The sequence below is a fragment of the Desulfatibacillum aliphaticivorans DSM 15576 genome, from assembly GCF_000429905.1.
GTDB lineage: Bacteria > Desulfobacterota > Desulfobacteria > Desulfobacterales > Desulfatibacillaceae > Desulfatibacillum > Desulfatibacillum aliphaticivorans.
This window is the reverse complement of the sequence record NZ_AUCT01000029.1, coordinates 1-22,932: the sequence shown is the minus strand read 5'-3', so window position 1 is coordinate 22,932 and position 22,932 is coordinate 1. Positions and strand designations below refer to the sequence as shown.

Sequence of the window (22,932 nt, the reverse complement as noted above, 5' to 3'; positions counted from 1 at the left end):
GATATGTCAATATTGATATAATGATAATCATTATTTTTTGCTCTTTGATTTTTTACGGGAAAAGAAGTGCGCCTCTCGTTCAAAAATTTATAAAAGCCAGGGTGTTGCAGGATAGCAAGTTTGCAATAGCAGGTTTGCAAATTGCCTTGGATAGATATATTCTGATAAAATCAGCGTAGTAAGAAACATGGACCAATAGGGCATATAAAGGTGCACATGGTTTCGAAAAATCAAATGAAATTAGCTTGGCTGCAGGAATGGATGGACGCCCAGGGGGTGGAGTTATGGGGCGGGGCGGATTTGCAGGAATTTGAAACGCCTCAAGATGAATACGGAGACGGCTTTCCTCGGGCTGTGTCTTTCGGCCTGCCCATGAACCCGGAGATTATGCAGTCCATCCGCAAGGGGCCCAACCGCGCCTATGCGGCGGAATACACCCGGGTGAACAACGAAATCAACCGCATCGCCCTGGAACTGGCCCACGCCATCTGGTCCAGGGGATATAGGGCCAAGACCCTGGCCGCTTCCATGCGCACGGATTACGAGAACATCCGGGGGGACTTCCCTCACAAGACCGCAGCCACCCGGGCCGGTCTGGGGTGGATCGGCAGGCATTGCCAGTTGGTGACCCGGCTTTACGGCCCATGGGTGCGTTTGGGCACGGTGTTTACGGACATGCCTTTGGATTGCGGCCCGGCTAAGGATGTGGGCCATTGCGGGACCTGCAGAAAGTGCGTGGACGCATGCCCGGCCGGAGCGTTAAGCGGCAAAAGCTGGCAGGCCGGCGCGCCCCGGGAGGACATCCTGGACGCGCAAGCCTGCGATATTTACAAAAAAATGCACTTCTTTGAATTCCACAAAGGGCATAATTGCGGCATTTGCACCTCCGCCTGCCCTTACGGAAAGAAAAGGGCGGAATGACAGCCCTTATTTTTTTTCCAGCAAAGCCAACTGGAGTTCGGGCATGGTCACGTTATTCTTGATGCAATAATCCCACGCCTGGTTGGCCATGTCCTGCATTTCCTTTTGATCCTGGCTGACTTTCGCGATGGCGTCCACGGTTTCGGGCTTGACGTATCCCAGGGTCACGGCGTCGCGTCCCGCCTCTCTGGCCGCGTCCAGGACGCGGTTGTTTTCCTCGTCGAAAATGGGATTGTTCAACTGCTCGGAGGCCGGGCGATAGATTTCACCGATGATGTTCATGCCCCAATCCCCGCCTGCCGCGGCCAGGTAATGGAAATTGGCTGAAAAGGCTCCGAAATGGGAGACCTCGGGAAATCCGCACACGCCGATAATCACCGTGTTCTGGACGTCCTTGTATCCTTTGCGATGGGGATGGGTGGTGTGTCCGTCGCCCCGGGGAATCAGGTAGGGCTCCACCGAGGGCAGGGTGCGTTCGATGTATTTTTTCAGCAGGGAGATAATGCCGAAATGGTACAAGGGCGCGGCGTAAACCACCAGGTCGGCCTCTTCGGTCTTCTGCATGATTTCCGGCACGTCATCCTTGAAGATGCAGACTCCCGGGGTTTTGGTCCAGCAGGTGAAACAGCCCTGGCAGTGGGCGATTTTTTTGTCGCGCAGGTTCACGATTTCGGTGGACGCGCCGGCCTGCTCACAGCCTTCCAGAAAGGCCGCCGTGACCACTTCGGTCTTGCTTACGCCGTCTTTTCGCGGGCTGCCCTGGATGACCAGAACCTTCTTGATGGAATTGGGCTCGGCTGTTCCGTATTGCTGGTAATGGGGAAATTGAAGGGACTTGGGAATGGGATTTTCCATGGATGACCTCCTGTTAGCCACGGTGATTAATTTTAAAGTCCGGTAAGACGCCAGGACGGCTAGTTCTTATCAAGCCCGGACTCCTCCAACGCTTTTACGGTATCCTGCATATTGCTCATCACATCCTCGGCAAACCTCAGCCCGCATTCAAAGCAAAGCAACTCAAAGGGATCGGCGTGCGCACGGATGATCGGTTCGTATTCTCGTAGCTTTTCGAACATTTTATTCAGGGAGTTCATGTAGTTGACGGCCAGCGTCCGGCGTTCGTAGGGCTCCAGATGGGCGAAGAAAAACAGCCGCGCCATGAAGGAGTTTTTATACTTGTCCAGGCCCAAGGGGGCGCGCATGGCTTCGTGAAAAGCCTCCCGCCCCTTGTCCGTGACGGCACAGAGCTTCTTGTTGGGGGCCCCTTCCTGGATCATCAACTGGGTTGTGATGAGTCCGGCGGCCTCCATTTTTTTCAAGGCCGGATAGATGGAGCCGTAGCTGAGTCCTGAGAAAAAGCCGAAGGACATATCGAATTTTTGGCGGATGTCGTATCCGGTCATATCCTGGTTCATGAGGAAGCCCAGGATCATGGTTTGGATGTCCATGGTGGATCCTTTCGCTATGTTGAAATGATATATATCGTTTTGATATATATCAAGTCAATAGGGTGGGGCGAAAAAAAATCGAAACGCCGGAGTGAGACTGACGCTTATCAAGATAGTTTATTCCATAATAATAGCTTGTTATATTGAAATATTAAAATAAGGTTTGCTGCTTGGGCGGGGCGGTTTTTTCAAGTTCTATGGGCGCCATGCAGTTCGGATCGTTGTGCGAGGGGGAGTTGACCGCCTTGGAAACCGGCCAGGTTTGGATCTCTCCCATGAAATTGTTTTCCAGAAGATTATTCAATTCTCCGGGGTTCTGGTTTTGGGGATCCAGCCAGGATGCCCAGGCCTGGGGCTGAAGAATGACGGGCATTCTGTGATGGATTGGGGCGAAAGACGCGTCGGCCTCCCGGGTGAGGATGGTGAAGGAATGCAGAGCCTGGCTGTCTGAGGGGGCTTCCCGGGGCTTCCAGACTTCCCATAGGCCAGCATAGGCGATCATCTTTTTTGGGGCCGGAGAGCAGTAATAAGGCTGTTTGGCGCCCTTTCCGCCGGTCCATTCGTAAAATCCGTTGGCGGGAACCAGGCACCGGCGCTTTTTATAGGCCGAGCGGAAGCTGGGTTTTTCCGCCGCGGTTTCGCTCCGCGCATTGATGAGCCGGGCCGCGCCCGCCGCGTCTTTGGCCCAGGACGGAACCAATCCCCAGGAAAAGGCCTCCAGGCGGGAGGCTTTGTCATGGATGATCACCCAGGCTTTTTGGGTGGGGGCTACGTTGTAGCTGGGCGTAAAGTTTTCCGGCTTTTCCTTGACGCCCAGGCTTTCCAGGTCGTCGCCCTCAAACCAGAATTGGAGAAATCTTCCGCACATGCCGCGTCCCCCGGGTTGATTGTGCTGACGCACGCTGGTTGCAAGCCTTAACGGCGGTTGCCGCTTTCCTGATTTTCAAAATGGACGAAGTCGATGAGGAACACGGCGCCCAGAAAAAGGGCTTTGCGCTCCACGGGCCAGTCCCGGGGAAAGACCACGCCGAAGTTGTCGGCGTCGGTAAAGCCTTCGGTGAGGAGGCCGCTCCATTTTTTGGTGATTTTCCCAAGCTCCCGGTCCTGTTCATCCAGGATGTTGAAGGTCCAGGGATGGAGGATGGGGCCGAACAGGCGATAGATTTCGTTGCCGTTGGGGTCCAGGACCGAGTATTTTTTCCGCAAGATGGAAAATCGCCGTTTGATGGTCCCCAACAGCCGGTCGCTTCCGTCGAAGATGTCGGCCGTATGGAACCAGAAACGGAAGTAACGCCTTACCTTGAGCTCCGGGCGCTGGTCGAGCGACAGCAAAAGGATGGTAAAGGGCCGGAGAGCTTTCAGAATCCATCTCCATAGGAAGAACCCGCCGTCCTCTACGGCGGTGTATAATTCCCGCCCCTGGACGTCAAAAACCGTATAGGCGTTCTTCGTTTCAAAATCGGTGACGATTTCGATCCATTCTTTTTTTTGCTGCACCAACAGCGTATCCAGCGACTCCAATTGCCTCATGGGGCTCTCCTTGCAATGGTTGTCAATGATTCCAGGCTAATAAAATTTGATATCCATTTAGCACGATGCACCGGTCTGTTTCAAGCGTTGAGGAAGAAATAGAGGCTTGCTGCAAAAAGGGAATTATAATAGGAGATGCCTAAGGCGAGGGGGCTTTGCTCCGCCTGGGCGCTGCTCCCCGGCGCTGTATGGGGGAGTATGAAATAGTGGTTTATAATTCACTTTCGAAATTGGCGGCAATACATTGAAATCAGGCAACTACGTCTGGATCTCAGTCCCGTTTATACTCCAGAGCCCGACATTCTTCGTCCCTTCCCCCCTGGCGGGGGAAGGACAGGATGGGGGGGACTATCTGGAGCGGCGCATTCTTTCACCCCCACCCCAGCCCTCCCCCGTCAAGGGGGAGGGGGCTTTGGGGCGCCGGCTTTGGCGTTTAATTCCTCATCACCCATATAATCTCTTGAATATGTGGAAAAAAGCTCATTCTCGAAAGTTGAGTTTATAATATGACCAAAAAAGTGGAACTGCTGGCGCCCGTGGGCAACCGGGAAAAGCTGGAAATCGCCGTCCATTACGGGGCGGACGCCGTGTATCTGGCGGGCAAGGATTTTTCTTTGCGGAATTTTTCCGGCAACTTCACCCTGGAAGAGTTGGGGGAGGCCCTGGACTACGCCCACGGCCAAGGCGTTAAAGTATACGTGGCCTGCAATGCCTTTGCGAGAAACCATGAACTGGAGGCCATTGGGGATTATCTCGCGGCCTTATCTCGGTTTAAACCAGACGCCTTTATCATCGCCGATCCCGGCGTTTTCGCCATCGCCAAGGAAGCCGCGCCGGGCGTGGACGTCCACGTGAGCACCCAGGCCAATGTCACCAGCATCGCCTCGGCCCGATTCTGGAAAGGCATGGGCGCCTCCCGGGTGATCCTTGCCCGGGAATTGCCGCTGAACGAAATCCGGGAGATTGCAAGGCAAAGCGGAATCGAAGTGGAAACCTTTGTCCACGGCGCCATGTGCATTTCGTACTCCGGCCGCTGCCTGCTTTCCGCGTTCATGGCCAACCGGGATTCCAACCGGGGCCAGTGCTGCCACCCCTGCCGGTGGAAATACCACGTGGTGGAGGAGCTTCGGCCCGGCCAGTATTATCCCATCATGGAGGACGACCGCGGGGCGTACATTTTCAACTCCCGGGATTTATGCCTGCTGGAGCATCTGCCCAAATTGATTGAGGCCGGCATCTGCTCGTTCAAGATCGAAGGCCGCATGAAGGGCGTGAACTACCTGGCTTCTGTGGTGAAAACCTACCGGGAGGCCATCGACGCTTATTACGACGATCCTTCAGTCTTTCAGGTCAGGCCGGAGTGGCTGGAGGAGCTTTCTCGCATCAGCAGCAGGAAGTATTGCACGGGGTTTTATTTCGGCGATCCCAGGGAGGTGGCGCCCAACTACGAAAACACCTCGCCGGACACCATTCACCGGTTTGCGGGCAAGATTTTAGGCGTGGACGGCGACTTGTGCGTCCTGGAGGTCCGGAACAAGATCTTCCAGGGCGATTCCGTGGAGATCCTGCCCCAGAAAGGGCCGGCCGTTGCGGACGTTGTGGAGGAGATTTTGGAGCGGGAGGATCGCTCTCCCAAGGAATTGGCCCAGAACAACACCACGGTTCTGGTGCGGCTGTCCCGGACGTACAACCCCAACGATCTGCTGCGCATGGGCGTGGAGTCCAGCTATCAATACCGGGAGTAGCGCCTGACCAAATGTCTGGTTGAATAAAAAAAGGCGCTTTTCGTCGCGAATTGGACGAAAAGCGCCTTTTGCGTTTATTGGGAGATTAGAGCTTGAAGCGGCTGGTTTTGTCTTCCAGGGTGTCTCCCAACTGCTGGAGGCCCAGGGTAAGCTGTTCCAGGCGCTGGGAGCTTTCCAGGTTTTGGCCGCTGGCGTCCTTGATGCTTTTCATGGCCATGTCAAGCTGCTCCATGCCCGCCAGTTGCTGGCGGCAGGAGGAGGCGATCTGCTGGGCCGAGCGGACCGAGGCTTCAATGCTGGCGGAGAGCTTTTTGATGGTGTCGCCGGTCAGGCCGGACAGGGCCACGCCTTTTTCCACGGCCTTGGCGCCCCGCTCTGCAGCCAGGATGGCGTCGTTGGTTGCCTTATGGATTTCGCCCAAAAGCTGTCTGACCTGTGCCGTGGATTGCTTGGACTGAGTGGCCAGGTTTTTCACTTCCTGGGCGACCACGGCGAATCCCTTGCCGAACTCTCCGGCCTTGGCCGCCTCGATGGAGGCGTTTACGGAGAGCAGGTCGGACTGGTTGGCGATTTCGTTCACGGAATTGATGATTTCCTCAATGTTCAGGGTCTGGTTGCTCAATTGCATGATGCTTTGGGCGATGCTTTCCATTTCCTCCCGGATCAGATCCATGCCGGCTGCCGCCTCATCGGTCACCTCCATGCCTTTTTGGGAGACCTGCACCATGCTGTCGGCGTCGTGAGTGACCTGTTCGGCCTTTTCATTGGAAAGGGAAACGGTCTGCTTGACCTCCTCGGTGGTGGTGCTGACTTCCGTGACCGTGGTGGTTTCCTCGGCGGCGCTGGCCGCCATCTGGGCGGCTGTGCTGGTGACGTCGGCGGTGAAGGCGGCCAGGGAGTTGGCCGCCATGGTGATATCCATGATCATGCCGTGAAGGGTGGACATGAACTGATTGAAGCACCTGGCCAACTCGCCCATTTCCCCCTTGTCGTCCTCGGGCAGGCGGGCTGCCAGATCGCCGCCTCCCTGGGAGATTTCCTTCAAGCTCGCCACAACCCGGTTCACCGGCATGATGATGGACCGGGACAGGGCGAAGGCCAGGAACAACAAAGCCGCCAGGCTGACCAGACTGGACAGGACGCTGACCGTGCTTTGCCTGCGCGAGAAAGCATTGATGCGATCATTGGAGTATTTGGAAATATCTTCAGTGACCTTCAGCAATTTATTCTGGGTGTCCAGTAACGGTTGTTCAAGACGCTGGATTTCTTTCCAGTATGTATGAATCTTGGCTTCCAGGGCCAGGACGTTAGGCACTTCATCAAGCGCCGTTTCCCACATTTTGTCGTATTTTTCCGACTTCAGAGTTTTGAGTGTGGTTTCAATGTTGCGGCTGCGCAACGCCACATTATCCTTGAAGACTTGCACTTTCTTTTTGTAAGAGTCCTCGTCGCCCTTTAATAAGAGGGCCTGGATGTTGGAGGTCAGCTCATCGCCCAACCGGAGGATGTCTTTGGTTTCATTTCTCAGGCCGGTCCTGGTGGGATCCAGAGTCTGGCCGCTTTCCATGAGCAGCATGGCCTCTTTCATGTTCACATCATCGATGATGGCCTGAAACCGGCCTTCCGTCACGGTGATTTTATCGATGATGGAGTTTTGGTCATCATGCATATTCTTGACGTTAAAAGCCATTTCTTCAAAGCGCTTTTTGTGCTCAAGAACCTGTTCGGACATCTCAGCGGTCAGAGACTTGATTTCTGCGTCCTTGGATCGTTTGGACAACGCTTTGACCTGTTTTTGCACGCTAGCTTCGATTGCCCCCAAATGGTCCAAAGTCTTTTTCGAGGGGTCGTTTATGTATAGTGCTTCGTAACGCATTCCTTCCATTACTTGCCGGCTGATTTGGTGGCTGGCCCTTTCCAACTCCATGTATTGGGTTTTTTGCCTTGCAAACAGCCCGTTGAACCAAAGGGTGACGCCCATCAGGCCCACGGCGAGCATGGCGAAAAGGATGATGCGTGCACTGATACTGGAAAAATTGATCTTTTTGATCTGCATGAAATACCGCTCCTAATCAGGTCAGGGCGCAGTCCTGTCCTGTTGGGGAAACTGCCAAAAAACGAGTTGTATGGGAGTATTAAAGCCTGGTTCCTGAAGAGCGATCATCGATTCCGCAGAAAGCGGAAAGGCTGGAAAGAACCTCGGGCGCCGCCTGGAACTGGTAAACAATGGTTTATACACTGCCATTACAAACTACATGCCCCTGAAAACAATACTGCATGGAAAAACGATAAATAAGGATTACAAAGGGCTGCTTAAACCCCCCAATGGTTAAGCCTCCCGGAATCCTTTTGCTGGCGACTCATACCATGAGGCGCTTTCCATGACAAGAAAAACCATCATAATTATCGGCGCCCCTAATATTAAACAACCGTTGCTTTTTGTAGGGAATCGGAGATCCAGCCCTGAACGGACGTCGATTTTCAGGCCTAAACAAGAGGGCTGGAATCCCCGCACAGGAGGGGGAGCCTTATGAATATCAGTGTGTTAGAGCAATACTCCCTGGAAAATCTGTATTCCCGGGCGGAAAGCCGGGCCTTGCCCAAGGGGGCTTTATGGGGCCGCCATTTGCTGCATCTGGACAGGCCGGGCGCCAGGAGGCCTTTAAGCTGGGCGTCCATGCCTTTTGCCGCAGCGCCTTTCGGGGGGGAATCTTGATGCGGCCATGTGGTTCTTTTTTAATGAGCGCTTGAGTGCGGGGTGAACCTGGAAAAAGGGGAGGGGGATCACTTTTTTTTTCGCTCCGGCAGGGAGCGTCTGAGGGCGTGAAATAAAACAGCCGGAGGCGCCCTTGCTGGCCCCCGGCTGTTTAGCGTGAAGGAAATTCCGCTAAAATTTCCTTACAGCTTAAATCGTTTGGTCTCGCTCTCCAGCGCATAGCCCAGGTCACGCAACCCCTTGGTGAGTTCCTCCAGGCGCTTGGAGCTGTCCAGGTTTTGGCCGCTGGAAACGCTGATGCTGCGCATGGCCATGTCAAGCTGTTCCATGCCCGCAAGCTGCTGGCGGCAGGAGGAGGCGATCTGAGCCGCCGACCTGACGGACTGTTCTATGCTTTTCGTCAGTTCCCCGATGGCTTTTCCCGATTCCAGGGAAAGGTTTTTGCCTGCTTCCACGGCTTTGGCGCCCCGTTCGGCCGCCATGACGGCCTCGTCCGTGGCTTTATGGATTTCCTGAAGGATGCGGCGCACCTGGTTGGCCGACTCCCGGGACTGGTGGGCCAGGTTTTTCACTTCCTGGGCGACTACCGCAAACCCTTTGCCGAACTCCCCGGCTTTGGCGGCCTCGATGGAAGCGTTGACGGAAAGCAGGTCCGACTGGTTGGAAAGCTCGGTAACGGCGTTGATGATTTCTTCAATGCTTTGGGTTTGTTCGCTCAGCTTGATGATGCTTTGGGCGATATACTCCATTTCCTCCATGATGGCGGCCATGCCGTCGGAGGCTCTTGTCGTGACGTCGATGCCCGCCTGGGAAACCTGGGACATGGCGTCTGATTCCTGGGCCACCATTTCGGCTTTTTCGCTGGAAAGAGCCACGGTTTGCTTAACCTCTTCGGTGGTGGTGGTCACTTCCGAAACGCTGGTGGTTTCCTCGGCGGCGCTGGCCGCCAGTTGGGACGCCGTGCTAGTGACCTCGAGGGTGTAAGCGCCCAGGGATTGCGCGGCGTCGGAGATCCGGTTGATCATGGTATGCTGTTTTTCAATAAAGAGGTTGAAATACTTTGCCAGCTCCCCCATTTCCGAATCGTCTTTAATGGACAGGCGGACCGTCAGGTCGCCTTCTCCTTCCGAGATGTTTTTAAGCCCCTCCACCACCATTCTGACGGGTTTTACAATGGAGCGGTGGACGGCGAAGCCCAACAGGATCATGAAGCCAAGGCCGCTGAATACGACGGTGTAGCCTACGGCGTGCTGAATGCTTTCGCTCATGAAAATGCTTTTTTCCGTGTGCTCGGCGATTTTTTCAGCAGCTTCCCGGACTCTTTTTCGGGTTCCCTGGAGTTCTACGGCCAACTGCTTTTTCTTTTCGCATTTGTCGATAATGGCGGCTTCCAGGGCCAGGAACTCGTCCTTGGCCGCGGAGAATTGGTCGGCCAGGTCTGCATATTCCTGCTTTGGCATGGCGGCTAAGCCGTTGATGGTGTTGGTCACATGCAGCTTGAAGTTGTCAAGCGTCTCCCGCCGCTGGGCCATATACTCTTTTTGCTGCTCTTCGCCGCCGTCAACATGCATGTAGACCAGGGCGCGCACGTGGGCCAGAACCTGTTCCGTAGCGCGCAGCAGGTCTTTGGCCTCATCGCGGAGCCCCGCCAGGGCCGGATCCAGGGTTTTGCCGCCGGACATCATCAACTGCACTTCCTTTTGATTGACGCTTGCTATAAAGTCCTTCAGCGCTTGGCTTTCCTGTTCGGCCTGCGCCGCCAGGGCATTTTCGTCCTTGACGATTTGCTGAGTGTTCTCGGCTGCTTTTTCAAAAATCTCGGCATGTTCTTTTAAGCTGATTTCAATGGCTTTGCTAAGTTCTTCAACGGTGGGGCCGGTATCTCCCCCCATTGCAGCCTGCCAGGTTCCCTGAAGCGTATGCTTGATATCCACCCATAGGGGGTTGCCTGCATTTCCGGTCGCTCTTTTTTGAATGCCTTCCGTAGCGTTGTTAATGGACTTGGAAAGGCCTTCCAGCTCCGATAGGGTTTCTGGGTGCGGGTTGTTCAGGAAGCGCTCTTCCAGCTTCATGCTTTCCACCACGTTGAGGGTGATCACGTGGCTCATGCGTTCAACCCGGTTAGCAGTGGTTTTCCGCAAGTTCAGCACCCCGTTCATTCCGGCGATGATCCCCATGAGCAACAAGCCCATAAAGGTCAAAAAGGTGATGCGTCTTCCGATGCTGGATAACCTGATCTTGGATAAGAACATAACTTAACTCCCGCCCGCCCGGCGTCCCGGCGGGCAATCAAAATGGCGCAAAAAGAGATAATCCCCGTTTTGCATTATTCCGTATAGGCGCCGGCGCCCATGCAGTAATGCTGGCCGGGAACCTTAAGCACATAGGTGGCTTTCTTTACAGGCGCGGTTTCTCCGGGTTTGGGCCAGACATACTCCACCCATCCTTCTCCGGGATCCATGGCGACTCTGATGAATTCGGCGAAAAACATCTTGCCGTTGGCGTCCTTGGCGCTCATGGCCCAGTCCTTGCCCACGAGTGCGGGGTTGACGGGGTGGGCGATAACCAGACGCTTCTCCAGGTCCAGGCAGAATACGTAGGAGTCTTTCCACACATAGGGGCTGTCAGGGTTGTTCAGGGTTTGGATGGCCTTTTCCATTCCGACTTTTTGGGCCATTTCCACAGCCTGCTTCACTTTGGCCACACACTCCTCCTTGACGGCCTGTTCCCCCGCGAAAGCGGGTGCGCCTACGGTCAAAACCACGGCAAGACATACAACCAACCAACCCAATCCATGCACTGTTTTCATATTCCCTCCCTTTTTTTAAATAGGTCGCCGCTTTGCATGGCCTATATAAGAACTTATGAAGAACAGCGCGGTTCGTCGCCGCTCCTTTATTCCCTATCACTGCTTTGGCGGCAGCCCTGCTAATGATTCCCGGAAGACGGGATCTGTGTGAATCACGTGGCGATTTTGGAAAATACGGCGGACAGATTGGTTATGCGGCGATTCCCGGCGAGTCGTGCTCATGGCTGTGGGCAAACTATCCATCAAACCTGCTACCATTACTGCTGTTATAGCCGTCTGCACGCCGGGGCGCCCCCTGCATGCGATGATTTTCCTTGGAAAAAAACCAACTCTATTCTGTTATTGACAAAGGAACCTGAAAAAATGTAGCCGGTGGGAGTCAGCACTCCCGGCCGAAATTCCGAACTAGTTATACTGAGCCTATGGTGACAAAATTTTAAGAGAATTGCAACGGATTTTATGAAATGGTAAGCATGAAGAAGCTATTTTTAACAGGTGTTTTATCATTTATAACGGCCTTTGTAGTCTAAAATGAATATATAATCCCTTCAATATCCTTTGAAATCAATGTGTACCATGTATAATGCTAATCAATATACGAACTTCGTCATGCCATGCAGGAATGTTGACGATAATTAAATTTACATTCCTTCAGGCCTCTCCCGCCCGGCCAAACCGCCCTTTCCATAATCCCAGCCGCCTGCGCCGGTCCTTTGCCCCAGCCCTTGAGAGGGCCATCAAACAACCTCGGCTTTGAGCGGCGCCGGCAAAAAAGCCGACGAAACGCCGCTCCAGGCATGGGTGACTATAAGGGGCGCTTGGGCTTGGTTTAGCGGGCTCCATGGGGAGAGACAAAAAAAAAGGCCGGAAAATCCGGCCCTTGAAGCTGCAAATAATCTAACGGAGAGAACGGCGCGCGGCCTCAGCCGTCGGGGATGGGGCTTGGCTCTGGCCCGCTAAGCGACTTGGGCGCCCTCCGCTTCCGCCTGGGGCTTTGCATCGTCGCCGTCTTCCGCTTTTCTCAATTCATTGAACTTCTGGATTTCAGGGGAAACCTTGTTGATCCAGGCCTGAGCTTCTTTTAGGAAGGTGGCTTCCAAATGGCCGGTTTTCAGTTTTTTATAAAAACGGTCCATGAACAGGTGGAAGGGCTCTTTCCATTCCGGGCCTGTTTCGCTCACTGTTTTCAATTTGGGCTTGATGCGCTGAGCCGCCAGGTCGAACCTGCCGGCGCCCAGGAAATTCCTGATCCTCTGGCAGGTTTTTACGGGCTGGGAAACCAAGTCATTGAAATCCACCACAATGGACGGATATTTTCTTTTGGAGAAATCGGCCAGAAATTTGGCGTAGTTGATTAAAAAGACCTGTCCGGGGGGATAGTAGCCCACCAGTTTTTTACCGTGGGACTTCCGGTTGGTTTCGTCCAGGATCGTGGCGGAATTGTGCTGCTCCCGCCAATCGCGGGTCATGAGAATGCATTTGTGCATGTATTCAATGTCGGTGGTGGCCAAGCCGTGGGTGAAGACCTTGCAGGCTTTGAGCTGGGTGGCTTTGGGGTCCAGCTTGCAGTTTTCCTTGTTGACGCCTTTGTCGATCCATCGGGATTCGTAAAAGCCTTCCTTATTAAGGTGGTTGTTGGCGCCTTTCCAGGCTTTGGGGAATTTTTCCCCCAGAACGTCGAATCCCGCTTCCTCCATGATTTGCATCATAAGGCTGGTGCCTGTTCTGTAAGTACCTGATATAATGATCATAGTTCGGTCGTTCTCCCTTTGGTCTTATATTGGCTTGATAGAGACGGCCTCATTCCTGGTGAAAGGGAGGTCCACCTCATAGAGAAAATGTGTTGTTTTGAATCGAATACGTTCGGGCTTTTCCGCCGTCCCGGATTTTTTTGGGGAAGATGCCAGGTCCAGGGCCTTTTGTATCAAAGCTGTCCGGTCGGAATCCGCGTGGCCGCTCGAGTTATACAGCCCCTCCAGAAAACGGTTTTCCTTGTTTGCCGTGAATATATGGCAACCGGTCCTTTCTCCCCACAAAGTTTCTTTTTTTGCTGCGGCGCCGATTACATCCTCTTCATTGGAAAAAAAGAACATATCAGGCGGGGGGAATGTTCCGTTGAGTTGGGCGTAGATTTTTTCCGGATAGTATAAATCCGGCTCCACATCATCCACAAGGCTGTCGAAATTCCAAATAAAGGAAACAGCGAGACCGTTAATTTGCACAGAGACCCTTCTGGGGGTTTTGATGTAATCCACTTCCCCAATAGAGGAGTCATCCACAACAAGGCTAAAAAGGCCCGGCCAAAAAGCATTGCAGATATGCACCATGTTGCCGCCGTGAGAAAAGCCGGCGGCCATGATCCGTTCCGGAACCACTCCGTTGCCTTGCAAGGATTCCAGAGCGTTGACAAAACCCGTTAATATGTCAAAAGCCTGCAGAAAAAACATATGCTTCAGGCCGCGGGGAGTTTGTTTGAATGAGCATAGCAACTCAGGGTGAACATTCTTTTTCTTGCATTCTGCGATCAGTTCCTGCAAATCCATCCCGTTTTTGAAGGCGCCCGAAATTTCGTCCGTCAACCCGCCCGTGAGGCGATAATTGTGCCTGGGGGACGGAATATTCAAAAAATCGGTCATGAAGCAGTTGCTTTCAATGCATACGGCGTTCAGTCCGTCCGCCATCCATTGTCTGGTTTTCGCCATTGCGGGGCTTTCAACGTGGAGGAAGGCCCCTCTTGACAATAGGATGATTAATGGATTTTCCGGCGCGCCTCCGGAGGGCTCCGTTATAATTGTCGTCACTTTGTAAGGATCTGCGTAAGATCCTTCTCGATTCAACACGATTTTGCTTGGAACGTCACTCATAAATTTATGCGCTTTGCTGGAAAAACATGGGCGTCACCATGGCCTTGGGAGGCTCTTTAGGCGTCGTGGTGGCCAGTTTGCGCGGCACAATCGTGAGTTCCTTGACGAATTCCTCTTCAAAGGCTTCCTGGGTTTCCTTAAGGCTCATGCCCAGCACTTCCTTGGCCTGGGCGTTTTGTTCGTCCGTAAACGAGATTTCCTTGTTCCGGTTGCGCAGGAATTTCTTCTGGAACTCAAACATGCTCCGGGACCGGTCCGAAATGCCGATAAAGCTGCAGATGGCTTTGCGGTGCAGGTCCGGGTGCTCCACCAGGTTTTGGTGGTGCAAAAGCAGGAAGCGGTCCCGGTCCAGGGTGCGAACGCCATTCAGGAAGGCTTTGTACAACTCATTATTGAAGCAGACGATTCTCTGGAAGACGTTGTAATCCTGCCAGGCGTCCTTAAGATCGTGGGGGACGTGGACGGGCAGGGCTTTCTTGCCCTCGTCGTCCAGCCAGACGTCAAACAGGTCCGCCCAGGTTCCGGGTTTGGACGTGGTGGCGCGCACCCAGGAGCGAACCACATACTGCATGGGCCGATAGGTGAGCAGTATTTTGGCCTTGTTCAGAACGCCGGCCAGCCTGGGAAAGCAATAAGCCACCTCGGGGTGTTTCATGGCCAGCCTGTGGCGTTGGTGAAACTGTTCGATGGGCAGGGTGTAACGGCCCAGGTCGTTGATGACAAAACGCTTGTCGCCCCGGTAGGTGAAGCGCTCGTTTTTAAACCCGTTGCCCAGGATTTTGGTCAGGCCCACAATATGCTCGCCATCGAACACGCCGTTGGCGATGATGCCCCGGGCCGTGTATTGGGACAGTTCCGGGTTTTTCACATAGGCGCATAAGCCGGTTTGGCCGGCGAAATAAAAGATGGAGGTGTGCTCCCTTTCCAGAAAGTCGCTGGCAACGCAAATTTCTTCATGGGAGTTGATGAAATCCGTCAGAATGGTTGTTCCGCCCCGGTACGGGCCGCCCACGATAACCATGTTATTCAAAATTTTTTCGCGGGTTTCATCGCAACCCACGCTGCGGCGGTTTCCGTGCATGGGGATGGTTTGGAAGTTAATTTGATTATCGCCCAATGTGCATTACCTCCATAAAAAAGTATAAGTATAAGAATTAAAAGTTCTTTATAGAAAAAATGGTTTGATAGCGCAAGGGAAAACATGAAGTGACATCTATGGAGTGAGGTATTTCACAGCGTGAAAAAGGGGCTGGAAGGCCGCCGGGCGGAAAGGTCAGAAAAAGCTACTCCAAAAAACCCACGAATTCCAGCACCTCTTCGGAAGAAGCTTTGACAATCCATGCATCGTTCAGGCCCATTTTTTCCCCCAATTCCTGCTGTATTTCCCGGGTGATTTCCAAACTGGGAAAAAATCCGACCCTAAGCCTTTTCCAAACCGTATCCTCCGTTACGAATTTGGTGATGTAGCAGTAGTAGCCCTGATCCATGAGGGCCAAGGCCAGTTCCGACAGATCCCTGGACTGATCCCGGGACATGACGTTGATGGTCCAAAAGTTCCGGAATTCGCGGTTGATCTTCCTGGCGCGCTCCTTCACGTTGCTGGGGTGCACAATGGCGATGCTCAGACCCGGAGGCAGCGGAGTGAAGGGCAGATCCATATCATGGGGGATGGCGTCCCGAATTTCCTCAATATTATAGTAATACAGCTGGGGCCACTTAAGGCAAGAGCCGTACACATCCAGGCTGGCCGCCATGTCGCAAAGGGTGTCGCCCTTTTCCGTTATGTGGATAGTGTACTGCAAGGGCGTTTCCGCATCCAGGGATTGCTCCCATGCATAAGACGCAGGAGCGCAAGGAATCATGAGAGATGTCAGGATTCCAGCCAGGACAAAAGCCTTTGTTGCCAAGCTGAGGGAAAGTCTTATTGTAAGCATGGATCGGCTATATCACATGCCAGCAAAAATGCAAAGCAGGTATTGCAGTCCAACTTACAATTTTTTAACAATTCGGCGTTGAAAGGCATGCCTTGCGGCTCGCCGCCGCCCGTGGTAATCTGAAGGCAAAGAGCGGGCAACGTGAATATTGAAGACAAGGGGAGGCTGACGTATGGCTCAGAGTCAAAAAGAGGCGAGAAAAAGTAAAGCGGAAACCTATAACGGGTTTGAACAGGGCCCCATACGGCCGCCCAGCGAGGCGCGCAGCCTGCTTATTCGCGTGTCCCGGAACTGTCCGTGGAACCGGTGCACTTTTTGCCCGGTTTATAAAGGCTCCCAGTTTTCCCTGCGGTCCAAGGACCATGTTATTGAAGACATCGAGGCCGTCCACAGGTATCTTGAAAGAATCCTGCCCATACTGGAAAAGCAGGACCGCATCACGCACCAGGAGCTTCAGGAGGCTGTGCGTACGGTCAACCCCCAGGATCCCGTAGCTTATCAGGCCGCCGTCAACTGGATCAACTACGGCATGGAGTCCATTTTCCTCCAGGACGCCAACAGCCTGATTATCAAGCCCAAGGACTTGATTGAAATCCTGCAGCATTTGCGCAGGAGGTTCCCGTGGACCAAACGCATCACCTCTTACGCCCGGTCCCACACCATCGCCCGAATCAGCCTGGAAGACCTGACCGCCATGGCCGAGGCGGGGCTCAACCGCATCCATATCGGCATGGAGTCCGGATCGGACAAGGTATTGAAACGGGTGAAAAAGGGCGTGGACAAAGCGACCCATATTAAAGCCGGGAGGCTGGTGAAAGATGCGGGCATGGAATTGTCCGAATACGTCATGCCCGGATTGGGCGGCCGGGATTTGAGCGAAGACCATGCTTTGGAAACCGCGGACGCCCTCAACCAGATTAATGCGGATTTCATTCGCGTTCGCAGTCTGGCCCTGCCGCCCAACGCGCCCATTTATCAGGAGCACCAGGAAGGCGCCTTCGACCTTCTCACTGGGGTGGAAACCGCCAAGGAGCTGCTTTTGTTCCTGGAAACCCTGGACGGCGTTACAAGCTACTTAAAGAGCGACCACATTTTGAACCTGTTTGAAACCCTGGAAGGCAGGTATCCCCAGGACAAGGAGAAAATGACCGCCCAGGTTAAGGATTTTCTGGCCCTGCCTCCGGACCAACAGGTTCTATATCAGGTGGGCCGGCGCGCGGGCATCTTCCGGGGGCTGGAAGATATGAAAGACCCGGGGCAGCTTAGTCAGGCCCAGGGCGTGGTCAACCGCCTTGGCGCCAATCCGGAAAATGTGGATTCCATCATTTACGAACTCATGCAGCGGTTCGTGTAAGGGCCTGCCAGGCCGGAAAAACCGGGAGGCGCCATGGGCGGCTTGTACATCCACGTTCCCTTTTGCAGAAAAAAATGCCGGTATTGCGATTTTTATTCGGTGACGGATGACTCCGCAATCCCGGCTTACATCCAGGCTTTGAAACGGGAAATGCAAATCAGGGATTGGGATGCAGGCCCCTTTGACACCGTATTTTTCGGGGGCGGCACCCCTTCGGTTCTGCCCCCCGGCCGCGTGGCTGAAATCCTGGAAAGGGCCAGTCTGATTTTCGGAATCGCCCCGGACGCGGAAGTCACGCTGGAAGCCAATCCCGGCACGGTCTCTCAAAACGATCTGGAGGCTTTTCAACAAGCGGGCGTCAACCGGATCAGCCTGGGCGTTCAATCGTTGGACGACCAAACGCTGCAATTCCTGGGCCGGATTCATAGCGCTTTCGAAGCCAGGTTGGCTTTGGACTGGGCCATGGAGGCTGGGTTTGATTCCGTGGGGTGCGACCTGATTTACGGCGTTCCGGGCCAGACAAGAGAATCCTGGACCAAGGACCTGGAAGACGTGCTGGCTTACGGCCCGGACCATTTGTCCTGTTACATCCTAACCATAGAAGAATCCACGCCCCTGGGGCGCGCGTTGGAGCGGGGGGAGTTCTCCCCCATGGACGAGGGCAGGGTGGGGGAGCTTTTTCTCCACACCTCGGACTTTCTGGAAAGTAAAGGATTTCTCCATTACGAGATATCCAACTTTTCCCGCGGACGGGAAAAAGCCTGCCGCCACAACCTTCACTACTGGAACCACGCCCCCTATCTCGGCCTTGGACCGGCCGCCCATTCCTTTTTGGAAATCGGCAGGCAATGGAACGTTTCCGACCTGGAAATTTATCTTGCCATGGTGAATGCAGGACGAATGCCCATGGAAGAGTCGGAAATACTCACGGAAGAGCAGCACATGCTTGAGTGGCTCTACACCGGGTTGCGCCAGGCAAAAGGGATTGACGCCGGGGCTTTTTTCCAGCGGTTCGACCGGGAGTTTTTGGACATTTTCGGACCGGACTGGAAGCGTCTGCAGGATGAGGGCCTTGCCAGGGAATCCTCCCAATCCTTCGCCCTGACCAAAAAGGGCATGCTTTTTTCCGACGGCGTCTGCCAGTTGCTGGCCAATCGCCTGGAATAGGCGTAACGGCGTCTGGCTTCGTAAAGGACGGCGTTTGGAATCCAACTTGGGCGCAATTGTTGCCGCGCCCAATCTTTGCGAGTATACTGATTCAATCTCACAAACTGAAAGAGAAATGTCTATGCGCGTGATTTCAGCGTAACGGGCGAGGCTTTCTTCATTGTTTAATCCTTTTATGAAGCGGGAGAAGGAACATGGGTAGAACTTTCACGGTATTGATGCTTTGTCTCATCACTTTGGGCTGCGCAACCGGCGGCGGAAACGCCCAATTATCCAGCACGGATCCTGGGGCTGTTTTGAATAAAACCTGGCAATGGACCGTCACCAAGGGGCCGCAGCACGATGTCACGGTTATTGCCCCTGAGCGCTACACGATCTTTTTGGCTGACGGCCGTGCGCAGGTGAAGTTTGACTGCAACAGAGGCGGCGGGACTTATAAAATCAGCCAGGGCAAACTCTCTTTCGGCCCCATGATGTCCACCAAAATGTTCTGCAGGGATTCGCAGGACATCATTTTTGCGGATAATTTGCAGCAAGTCGCCGCGTTTAAAGTCGAGGGCGGCGTGTTATATCTGACCTTGACCGACAACCAAACAACCATGCAATTCCGCCAGGCGCCTAATGAATAGAACCAAAACCGCTTCAAGGATGAAACGGTAGGGATTGCCTGGCATTCGTCCCTGAAAAATAAAAAAATCCCCGCACAGGCTTTCAGGCCCATGCGGGGATTCTGTTTTTAGCGATGTGTCTGAGTTGTTTAGGTGGACAAGGTTTCGATCAACTTGTCCAAATAGAACCGGGCGTGGCTGATGGGCGCGGCCATGTTGGCGCGGTGATTGGCGATGAATCCGTCGCTGGCGCCTTCGGTGACCAGCCAGGGATCCATTTCCTTGGCCATATGCAGGGAGTGGATGGCGTGCTCGATCAACTCTTCACCGTGCCTGGGCTCCAGGGTTTCCTGGAAGTCCACCAGGATGCCTTCCAGCATGGTGTGCACGGCGCTGGCCACGCCCTTGGAGTAATACAGGTAGTTGTCTGCGCTGAAGGTGCTGACCTCTTCGCCGTTGTCTTCGTGGGACTTGACCAGGTTTTCGTCGCAGCTTCCCAGAAGGTCCCGGTAATCCTTGAGCAGGGGAATCAGGTTGTCGGACCTGACGTAGAATCTGGCCTGTCCCTTTTTCAGGCGCTCCTTGTATTTTTCCATTTCCTTGAGGCCCGTGGAGTAGGCGCCTTCGGCAGAGGGAAAGACAAGGCTTTTGGCGCCGATCATGAACTGGTTCATGGCCAGTTCCAGATTGGGGTCGAAAGAGTCGGTGTCGCCGGTGCGGGAAAGGCGCTTGGCCAGATTTTCCGTGGTGCGGCGGGTGGCTTCCAGGACTCCAAGCTGAAATTCGTTGACGTTGTCCGTAAACTGGCGGGTGATGTCATTGGGACGCCAGCCCCAGAACCGGCCGTCCAGTTCGTATTGCATGGGCTTCATGGCCTGCTCTACAAAAAAGACGCCCTTGGGAAAGTTGGAATGTACGACCGGAGCGGCATGCGAAGAAGCTGCAGGCGCGGCCTTGTGCGTGGTTTCTTCCTTAACGGCCGGAGCAGTGTGGGATTCCGCGGCGGCTGCTGTATCATGCGCGGCAGCGGCTGCCGTATCGTGGGAGACCGCTTTCGCAGGCGTTGTTGTGTGGCTGCTGACTGTGGCATGCGAGTTGGAGGCGGTCTGATATTGCGGGGATTCCACGCCTCCGGAGAAAACCATGATGGACAGCAGGATCATAAAAACCACCATGCCTATAAACACATAGGCCATGTGCTTCCTGTCCTGCATCCAGATCCAGAGGGCGGATCCCCATTGGCTTATTTTAGCGAGAACTGCATCTTTATCCATGGTAATTTTCCTTTCCGGTTTCCAATAGGGCGCTTCAAAAGAGTGTTATCGCAGCTTCCGGTTGTCCCCCACCCGCAAGGTGAGCCTGATGGAGTCGAAATGCTCCATAAGGGGGATGACGTATTTTCTGGAAGCTCCGGTCATTTCCTTGAACTGGGGCATGGAAATCTCCCCGTTTTCCTTTAAAAAGGCCGTGAGCCTGTCCTTCAGGTCCTGGATGGCGCCGGCGTCAAAATATAAGTCTTCCTTGACCTTTACGATGGTTTGTTCGCTCACCATATGGGAAATCAAGTCCTTGGTTTTGGCCGGGTCCAGGGACATGGATTGGACGATCTCCTTGAGATACGGAGGCATGAGCTTGCCGTCCTTGTAAGCCTGGGCGATCTTGGCCCGGACCTCCTCCTGGTCCTGCTGCAGGGAAACCGTGTGGGACGCCAGCCGGATCAGGTCCTCTTCCAGGACCGCCAGGCCCGCGGAGGTCATGATTTCCAAAAGCATATGAAAGGTCTTAGCGCTCAGGATCGGCGGGAACTTGCTTTTCAGCTCTTCCTTGGGCATGCCGTTTTTCAGGGGATTGGCCTTGTGGTAATCCTCCATATACGAGACGGCCCGCTTTTCCAGGGAGTCCATGATTTTTTTATGCAGGTAGGTCTTGCTTTCCTTGTCCACAGTCACCAGGGTTTTCTGGGACAGGAGTTTGTTTGTCATTTCCTGCAGCTTCTTGGCCGGAAGATTGGTCATGACCAGCAACTGGGCGAAAGACGCGCCAGCGTAACTGGCCCCCGAAACAAGCTGGCTGACCATTTCCATGGGATCGGCGTCCAAAAGCATTTCCAGGTGCTCGATCACTTCGGGCCTGTTGGCTTTGTGCTTGGTAGGGACCGGGTTTAAAATGCGGCCGCCGCCGATAGTATCCACCGGGGAATAGCTGCGGATGACAAAATGGTCGTCCTTGACCACGGTCACGGGAGCGTCCAGCCGCATTTGGGCCAAAGCGCTTTCTCCGGGGAGCAGTTCGTTTTTGTTCAACAGGATCACGTGGCCCATGATTTCGCTGGAACCGGTGTGAAAACGCACCTTTTGGCGGGTTTTGATGGGCTTGGTCAGGCTCTTTAAGGCCTCCAAATGAATGTCCACCATATAGCTGGGGAATAAAGCCCCCGGCGAGGCCAGGACGTCGCCCCGGTTGACCGATTCCTTTTCCAAACCCTGGAAATTGATCGCCGTGCGCATGCCGGACTGGGCTTCGTTCATGGCGTCGTTATGCACCTGAATGCCCCGGACCTTGGACATGACGCCCGAAGGATAGATCTCCACGGGATCGCCCACCTGAATCTTTCCGGACGTCAGGGTGCCGGTGATGACCGTGCCGAATCCGTGCATGGTGAACACCCGGTCCACGGGCAGGCGAAACAGCCCGGAAGGCGGAAGATCTGGGATTTTTTTGCAAATGGAGTCCAGGATGGACTTGAACTCCTCCATGCCCTGGCCGGTGACGGACGAAACATGGACAATGGGGGCGTCTTCCAGAAAGGTGCCCTGGAGATATTCCATGACGTCTTCGGTCACCATCTCCAGCCATTCTTCGTCCACCATGTCCGATTTGGTCAGAACCACCATGCCGTGTTCGATGGCCAGCAGCGAGCAGATGTCCAGATGCTCCCGGGTCTGGGGCATGACGCCTTCGTCCGCGGCGATGACCATGGCCACCACGTCGATTCCCGTGGCCCCGGCCACCATGTTTTTTACGAATTTTTCATGGCCGGGCACGTCCACAATGCCCACCCGCTGCCCGCTGGGAAGGTCAATGGACGCAAAGCCCAGCTCTATGGTGATTCCCCGGGCCTTCTCCTCCTGGAGGCGGTCCGTGTCAATGCCCGTAAGGGCCTTAATCAGGCTTGTCTTGCCGTGGTCAATATGGCCGGCGGTGCCTAAAACGATTTGCTTCATAATGCGTCGGATTTATCGTTTGATTGTTTTTTTCTGAAATGCTCCCGGATGTATACGATTCCCAACAAAAAGCATCCCAGAACAATTCCCCACGCAAGATGAACCTCCGGGCGAAAAAGGCGCATGAGGACGACGGAAAATATGATCGTAAGTACTATTCGGATTGCTAAAACCACGCTTTAACTCCTGCCCTGGTAGAATTCCGTACAAGATAAAATCTATATAATTTATGGGTCAACGCGTCAATGATAAGTTTGTTTCAGACCTCGGCTTGGAAAAGACTAAACTGGGGGCTAAGGGAAATGATGGGAAGGCGGCGACTGATTCCAAATTGCGGCCATTCGAGTCATTTGCTCATTCATTTTCATGACTTTGTATCCATATCCAGCCTCCCTCCACGAGGATGACGGAGGATGGCGGCCGTAGCAGCCGTGCTGTGTTGTTGGGTTTCGCGGCGGCGACGCAAACGTTAAAATCGATTTAGGCGGGATGCACTTTCTTTACTTCAAAGAGCTGTTTCAGCGCTCTACCCCAACCTGTTATGGGTAATACGTGTCAAGAGGCAAAACCGCTCCCTGTCCTTTTTTTATAGGAGTAGTTTTTTTTGAATTC

19 protein-coding genes are annotated in these 22,932 nt (G+C 54.0%); 6 read left to right on the top strand and 13 right to left on the bottom strand.

Going from position 1 to position 22,932, the window contains the following annotated elements:
- Positions 1-234 precede the first annotated feature (234 nt).
- Positions 235-921 (top strand): 4Fe-4S double cluster binding domain-containing protein, encoded by a 687-nt coding sequence (locus G491_RS0121785; RefSeq protein WP_248635474.1) that lies wholly within the window; start codon positions 235-237, stop codon positions 919-921.
- A 6-nt stretch (positions 922-927) separates the two neighbouring features.
- On the opposite strand, the gene G491_RS34410 is transcribed toward G491_RS0121785, so the two are convergent.
- The 4 genes from G491_RS34410 to G491_RS0121765 form a co-directional block, all read right to left on the bottom strand.
- The gene (locus tag G491_RS34410) at positions 928-1,776 is read right to left on the bottom strand and encodes a flavodoxin family protein (RefSeq protein WP_012610263.1); all 849 of its coding nucleotides are present in this window, start codon (positions 1,774-1,776) and stop codon (positions 928-930) included.
- Between the two features lie 59 nt (positions 1,777-1,835).
- Positions 1,836-2,369: a PadR family transcriptional regulator gene (locus G491_RS0121775; protein WP_028316069.1), complete on the bottom strand. Its 534-nt coding sequence runs from the start codon at positions 2,367-2,369 to the stop codon at positions 1,836-1,838.
- 151 nt (positions 2,370-2,520) lie between these two features.
- Positions 2,521-3,237 (bottom strand): SOS response-associated peptidase, encoded by a 717-nt coding sequence (locus tag G491_RS0121770; RefSeq protein ID WP_028316068.1) that lies wholly within the window; start codon positions 3,235-3,237, stop codon positions 2,521-2,523.
- 47 nt (positions 3,238-3,284) lie between these two features.
- The gene (locus G491_RS0121765) at positions 3,285-3,899 is read right to left on the bottom strand and encodes an LURP-one-related family protein (RefSeq protein ID WP_028316067.1); all 615 of its coding nucleotides are present in this window, start codon (positions 3,897-3,899) and stop codon (positions 3,285-3,287) included.
- A 506-nt stretch (positions 3,900-4,405) separates the two neighbouring features.
- Here G491_RS0121765 and G491_RS0121760 point away from each other — a divergent pair.
- A complete protein-coding gene (locus G491_RS0121760) occupies positions 4,406-5,644 on the top strand; it encodes a peptidase U32 family protein (protein ID WP_028316066.1) in 1,239 nt (412 codons plus the stop codon).
- Positions 5,645-5,729: 85 nt separating this feature from the next.
- Here G491_RS0121760 and G491_RS34405 read toward each other — a convergent pair whose 3' ends face one another.
- The gene (locus G491_RS34405) at positions 5,730-7,700 is read right to left on the bottom strand and encodes a methyl-accepting chemotaxis protein (RefSeq protein ID WP_051327445.1); all 1,971 of its coding nucleotides are present in this window, start codon (positions 7,698-7,700) and stop codon (positions 5,730-5,732) included.
- A gap of 474 nt (positions 7,701-8,174) precedes the next feature.
- Here G491_RS34405 and G491_RS0121750 point away from each other — a divergent pair, with 474 nt between their 5' ends.
- Entirely contained in the window at positions 8,175-8,360 is a 186-nt protein-coding gene (locus G491_RS0121750) for a hypothetical protein (protein ID WP_028316065.1), read from the top strand.
- 182 nt (positions 8,361-8,542) lie between these two features.
- Here the strand turns inward: G491_RS0121750 and G491_RS34400 are convergent, their stop codons facing one another.
- The 6 genes from G491_RS34400 to G491_RS0121720 form a co-directional block, all read right to left on the bottom strand.
- The gene (locus tag G491_RS34400) at positions 8,543-10,612 is read right to left on the bottom strand and encodes a methyl-accepting chemotaxis protein (protein ID WP_051327444.1); all 2,070 of its coding nucleotides are present in this window, start codon (positions 10,610-10,612) and stop codon (positions 8,543-8,545) included.
- Between the two features lie 74 nt (positions 10,613-10,686).
- Positions 10,687-11,169 (bottom strand): cache domain-containing protein, encoded by a 483-nt coding sequence (locus G491_RS0121740; RefSeq protein WP_035219795.1) that lies wholly within the window; start codon positions 11,167-11,169, stop codon positions 10,687-10,689.
- Positions 11,170-12,125: 956 nt separating this feature from the next.
- The gene (locus tag G491_RS0121735; RefSeq protein WP_139264757.1) at positions 12,126-12,920 is read right to left on the bottom strand and encodes a hypothetical protein; all 795 of its coding nucleotides are present in this window, start codon (positions 12,918-12,920) and stop codon (positions 12,126-12,128) included.
- Between the two features lie 24 nt (positions 12,921-12,944).
- The gene (locus G491_RS0121730) at positions 12,945-13,871 is read right to left on the bottom strand and encodes a hypothetical protein (RefSeq protein WP_028316062.1); all 927 of its coding nucleotides are present in this window, start codon (positions 13,869-13,871) and stop codon (positions 12,945-12,947) included.
- Positions 13,872-14,037: 166 nt separating this feature from the next.
- Positions 14,038-15,150 carry a sulfotransferase gene (locus G491_RS0121725; RefSeq protein WP_028316061.1) on the bottom strand — a complete coding sequence of 371 codons (1,113 nt, stop codon included), beginning with the start codon at positions 15,148-15,150 and terminating at the stop codon, positions 14,038-14,040.
- Between the two features lie 166 nt (positions 15,151-15,316).
- A complete protein-coding gene (locus G491_RS0121720; RefSeq protein WP_028316060.1) occupies positions 15,317-15,895 on the bottom strand; it encodes an SPOR domain-containing protein in 579 nt (192 codons plus the stop codon).
- A 244-nt stretch (positions 15,896-16,139) separates the two neighbouring features.
- Here G491_RS0121720 and G491_RS0121715 point away from each other — a divergent pair, with 244 nt between their 5' ends.
- The 3 genes from G491_RS0121715 (at position 16,140) to G491_RS0121705 (ending at position 19,117) form a co-directional block, all read left to right on the top strand.
- Positions 16,140-17,321, top strand: a complete 1,182-nt coding sequence (locus G491_RS0121715) for a radical SAM protein (protein ID WP_028316059.1) — start codon at positions 16,140-16,142, stop codon at positions 17,319-17,321.
- Positions 17,322-17,354: 33 nt separating this feature from the next.
- The gene (gene hemW / locus G491_RS0121710) at positions 17,355-18,488 is read left to right on the top strand and encodes a radical SAM family heme chaperone HemW (protein WP_028316058.1); all 1,134 of its coding nucleotides are present in this window, start codon (positions 17,355-17,357) and stop codon (positions 18,486-18,488) included.
- 194 nt (positions 18,489-18,682) lie between these two features.
- Positions 18,683-19,117 (top strand): META domain-containing protein, encoded by a 435-nt coding sequence (locus G491_RS0121705; RefSeq protein ID WP_084511632.1) that lies wholly within the window; start codon positions 18,683-18,685, stop codon positions 19,115-19,117.
- Positions 19,118-19,245: 128 nt separating this feature from the next.
- Here G491_RS0121705 and G491_RS31920 read toward each other — a convergent pair whose 3' ends face one another.
- The gene (locus tag G491_RS31920) at positions 19,246-20,370 is read right to left on the bottom strand and encodes a DUF2333 family protein (protein ID WP_051327443.1); all 1,125 of its coding nucleotides are present in this window, start codon (positions 20,368-20,370) and stop codon (positions 19,246-19,248) included.
- 45 nt (positions 20,371-20,415) lie between these two features.
- Positions 20,416-22,320, bottom strand: a complete 1,905-nt coding sequence (gene selB / locus G491_RS0121695) for a selenocysteine-specific translation elongation factor (RefSeq protein ID WP_028316056.1) — start codon at positions 22,318-22,320, stop codon at positions 20,416-20,418.
- Between the last annotated feature and the right edge of the window lie 612 nt (positions 22,321-22,932).

Excerpts from the sequence above, each read along its gene's own strand:
- G491_RS0121785 (WP_248635474.1), top strand. The coding sequence starts at position 235 with ATGAAATTAGCTTGGCTGCAGGAATGGATGGACGCCCAGGGGGTGGAG.
- G491_RS34410 (WP_012610263.1), bottom strand. The coding sequence starts at position 1,776 with ATGGAAAATCCCATTCCCAAGTCCCTTCAATTTCCCCATTACCAGCAA.
- G491_RS0121775 (WP_028316069.1), bottom strand. The coding sequence starts at position 2,369 with ATGGACATCCAAACCATGATCCTGGGCTTCCTCATGAACCAGGATATG.
- G491_RS0121770 (WP_028316068.1), bottom strand. The coding sequence starts at position 3,237 with ATGTGCGGAAGATTTCTCCAATTCTGGTTTGAGGGCGACGACCTGGAA.
- G491_RS0121765 (WP_028316067.1), bottom strand. The coding sequence starts at position 3,899 with ATGAGGCAATTGGAGTCGCTGGATACGCTGTTGGTGCAGCAAAAAAAA.
- G491_RS0121760 (WP_028316066.1), top strand. The coding sequence starts at position 4,406 with ATGACCAAAAAAGTGGAACTGCTGGCGCCCGTGGGCAACCGGGAAAAG.
- G491_RS34405 (WP_051327445.1), bottom strand. The coding sequence starts at position 7,700 with ATGCAGATCAAAAAGATCAATTTTTCCAGTATCAGTGCACGCATCATC.
- G491_RS0121750 (WP_028316065.1), top strand. The coding sequence starts at position 8,175 with ATGAATATCAGTGTGTTAGAGCAATACTCCCTGGAAAATCTGTATTCC.
- G491_RS34400 (WP_051327444.1), bottom strand. The coding sequence starts at position 10,612 with ATGTTCTTATCCAAGATCAGGTTATCCAGCATCGGAAGACGCATCACC.
- G491_RS0121740 (WP_035219795.1), bottom strand. The coding sequence starts at position 11,169 with ATGAAAACAGTGCATGGATTGGGTTGGTTGGTTGTATGTCTTGCCGTG.
- G491_RS0121735 (WP_139264757.1), bottom strand. The coding sequence starts at position 12,920 with ATGATCATTATATCAGGTACTTACAGAACAGGCACCAGCCTTATGATG.
- G491_RS0121730 (WP_028316062.1), bottom strand. The coding sequence starts at position 13,871 with ATGGCGAAAACCAGACAATGGATGGCGGACGGACTGAACGCCGTATGC.
- G491_RS0121720 (WP_028316060.1), bottom strand. The coding sequence starts at position 15,895 with ATGATTCCTTGCGCTCCTGCGTCTTATGCATGGGAGCAATCCCTGGAT.
- G491_RS0121715 (WP_028316059.1), top strand. The coding sequence starts at position 16,140 with ATGGCTCAGAGTCAAAAAGAGGCGAGAAAAAGTAAAGCGGAAACCTAT.
- hemW (WP_028316058.1), top strand. The coding sequence starts at position 17,355 with ATGGGCGGCTTGTACATCCACGTTCCCTTTTGCAGAAAAAAATGCCGG.
- G491_RS0121705 (WP_084511632.1), top strand. The coding sequence starts at position 18,683 with ATGGGTAGAACTTTCACGGTATTGATGCTTTGTCTCATCACTTTGGGC.
- G491_RS31920 (WP_051327443.1), bottom strand. The coding sequence starts at position 20,370 with ATGGATAAAGATGCAGTTCTCGCTAAAATAAGCCAATGGGGATCCGCC.
- selB (WP_028316056.1), bottom strand. The coding sequence starts at position 22,320 with ATGAAGCAAATCGTTTTAGGCACCGCCGGCCATATTGACCACGGCAAG.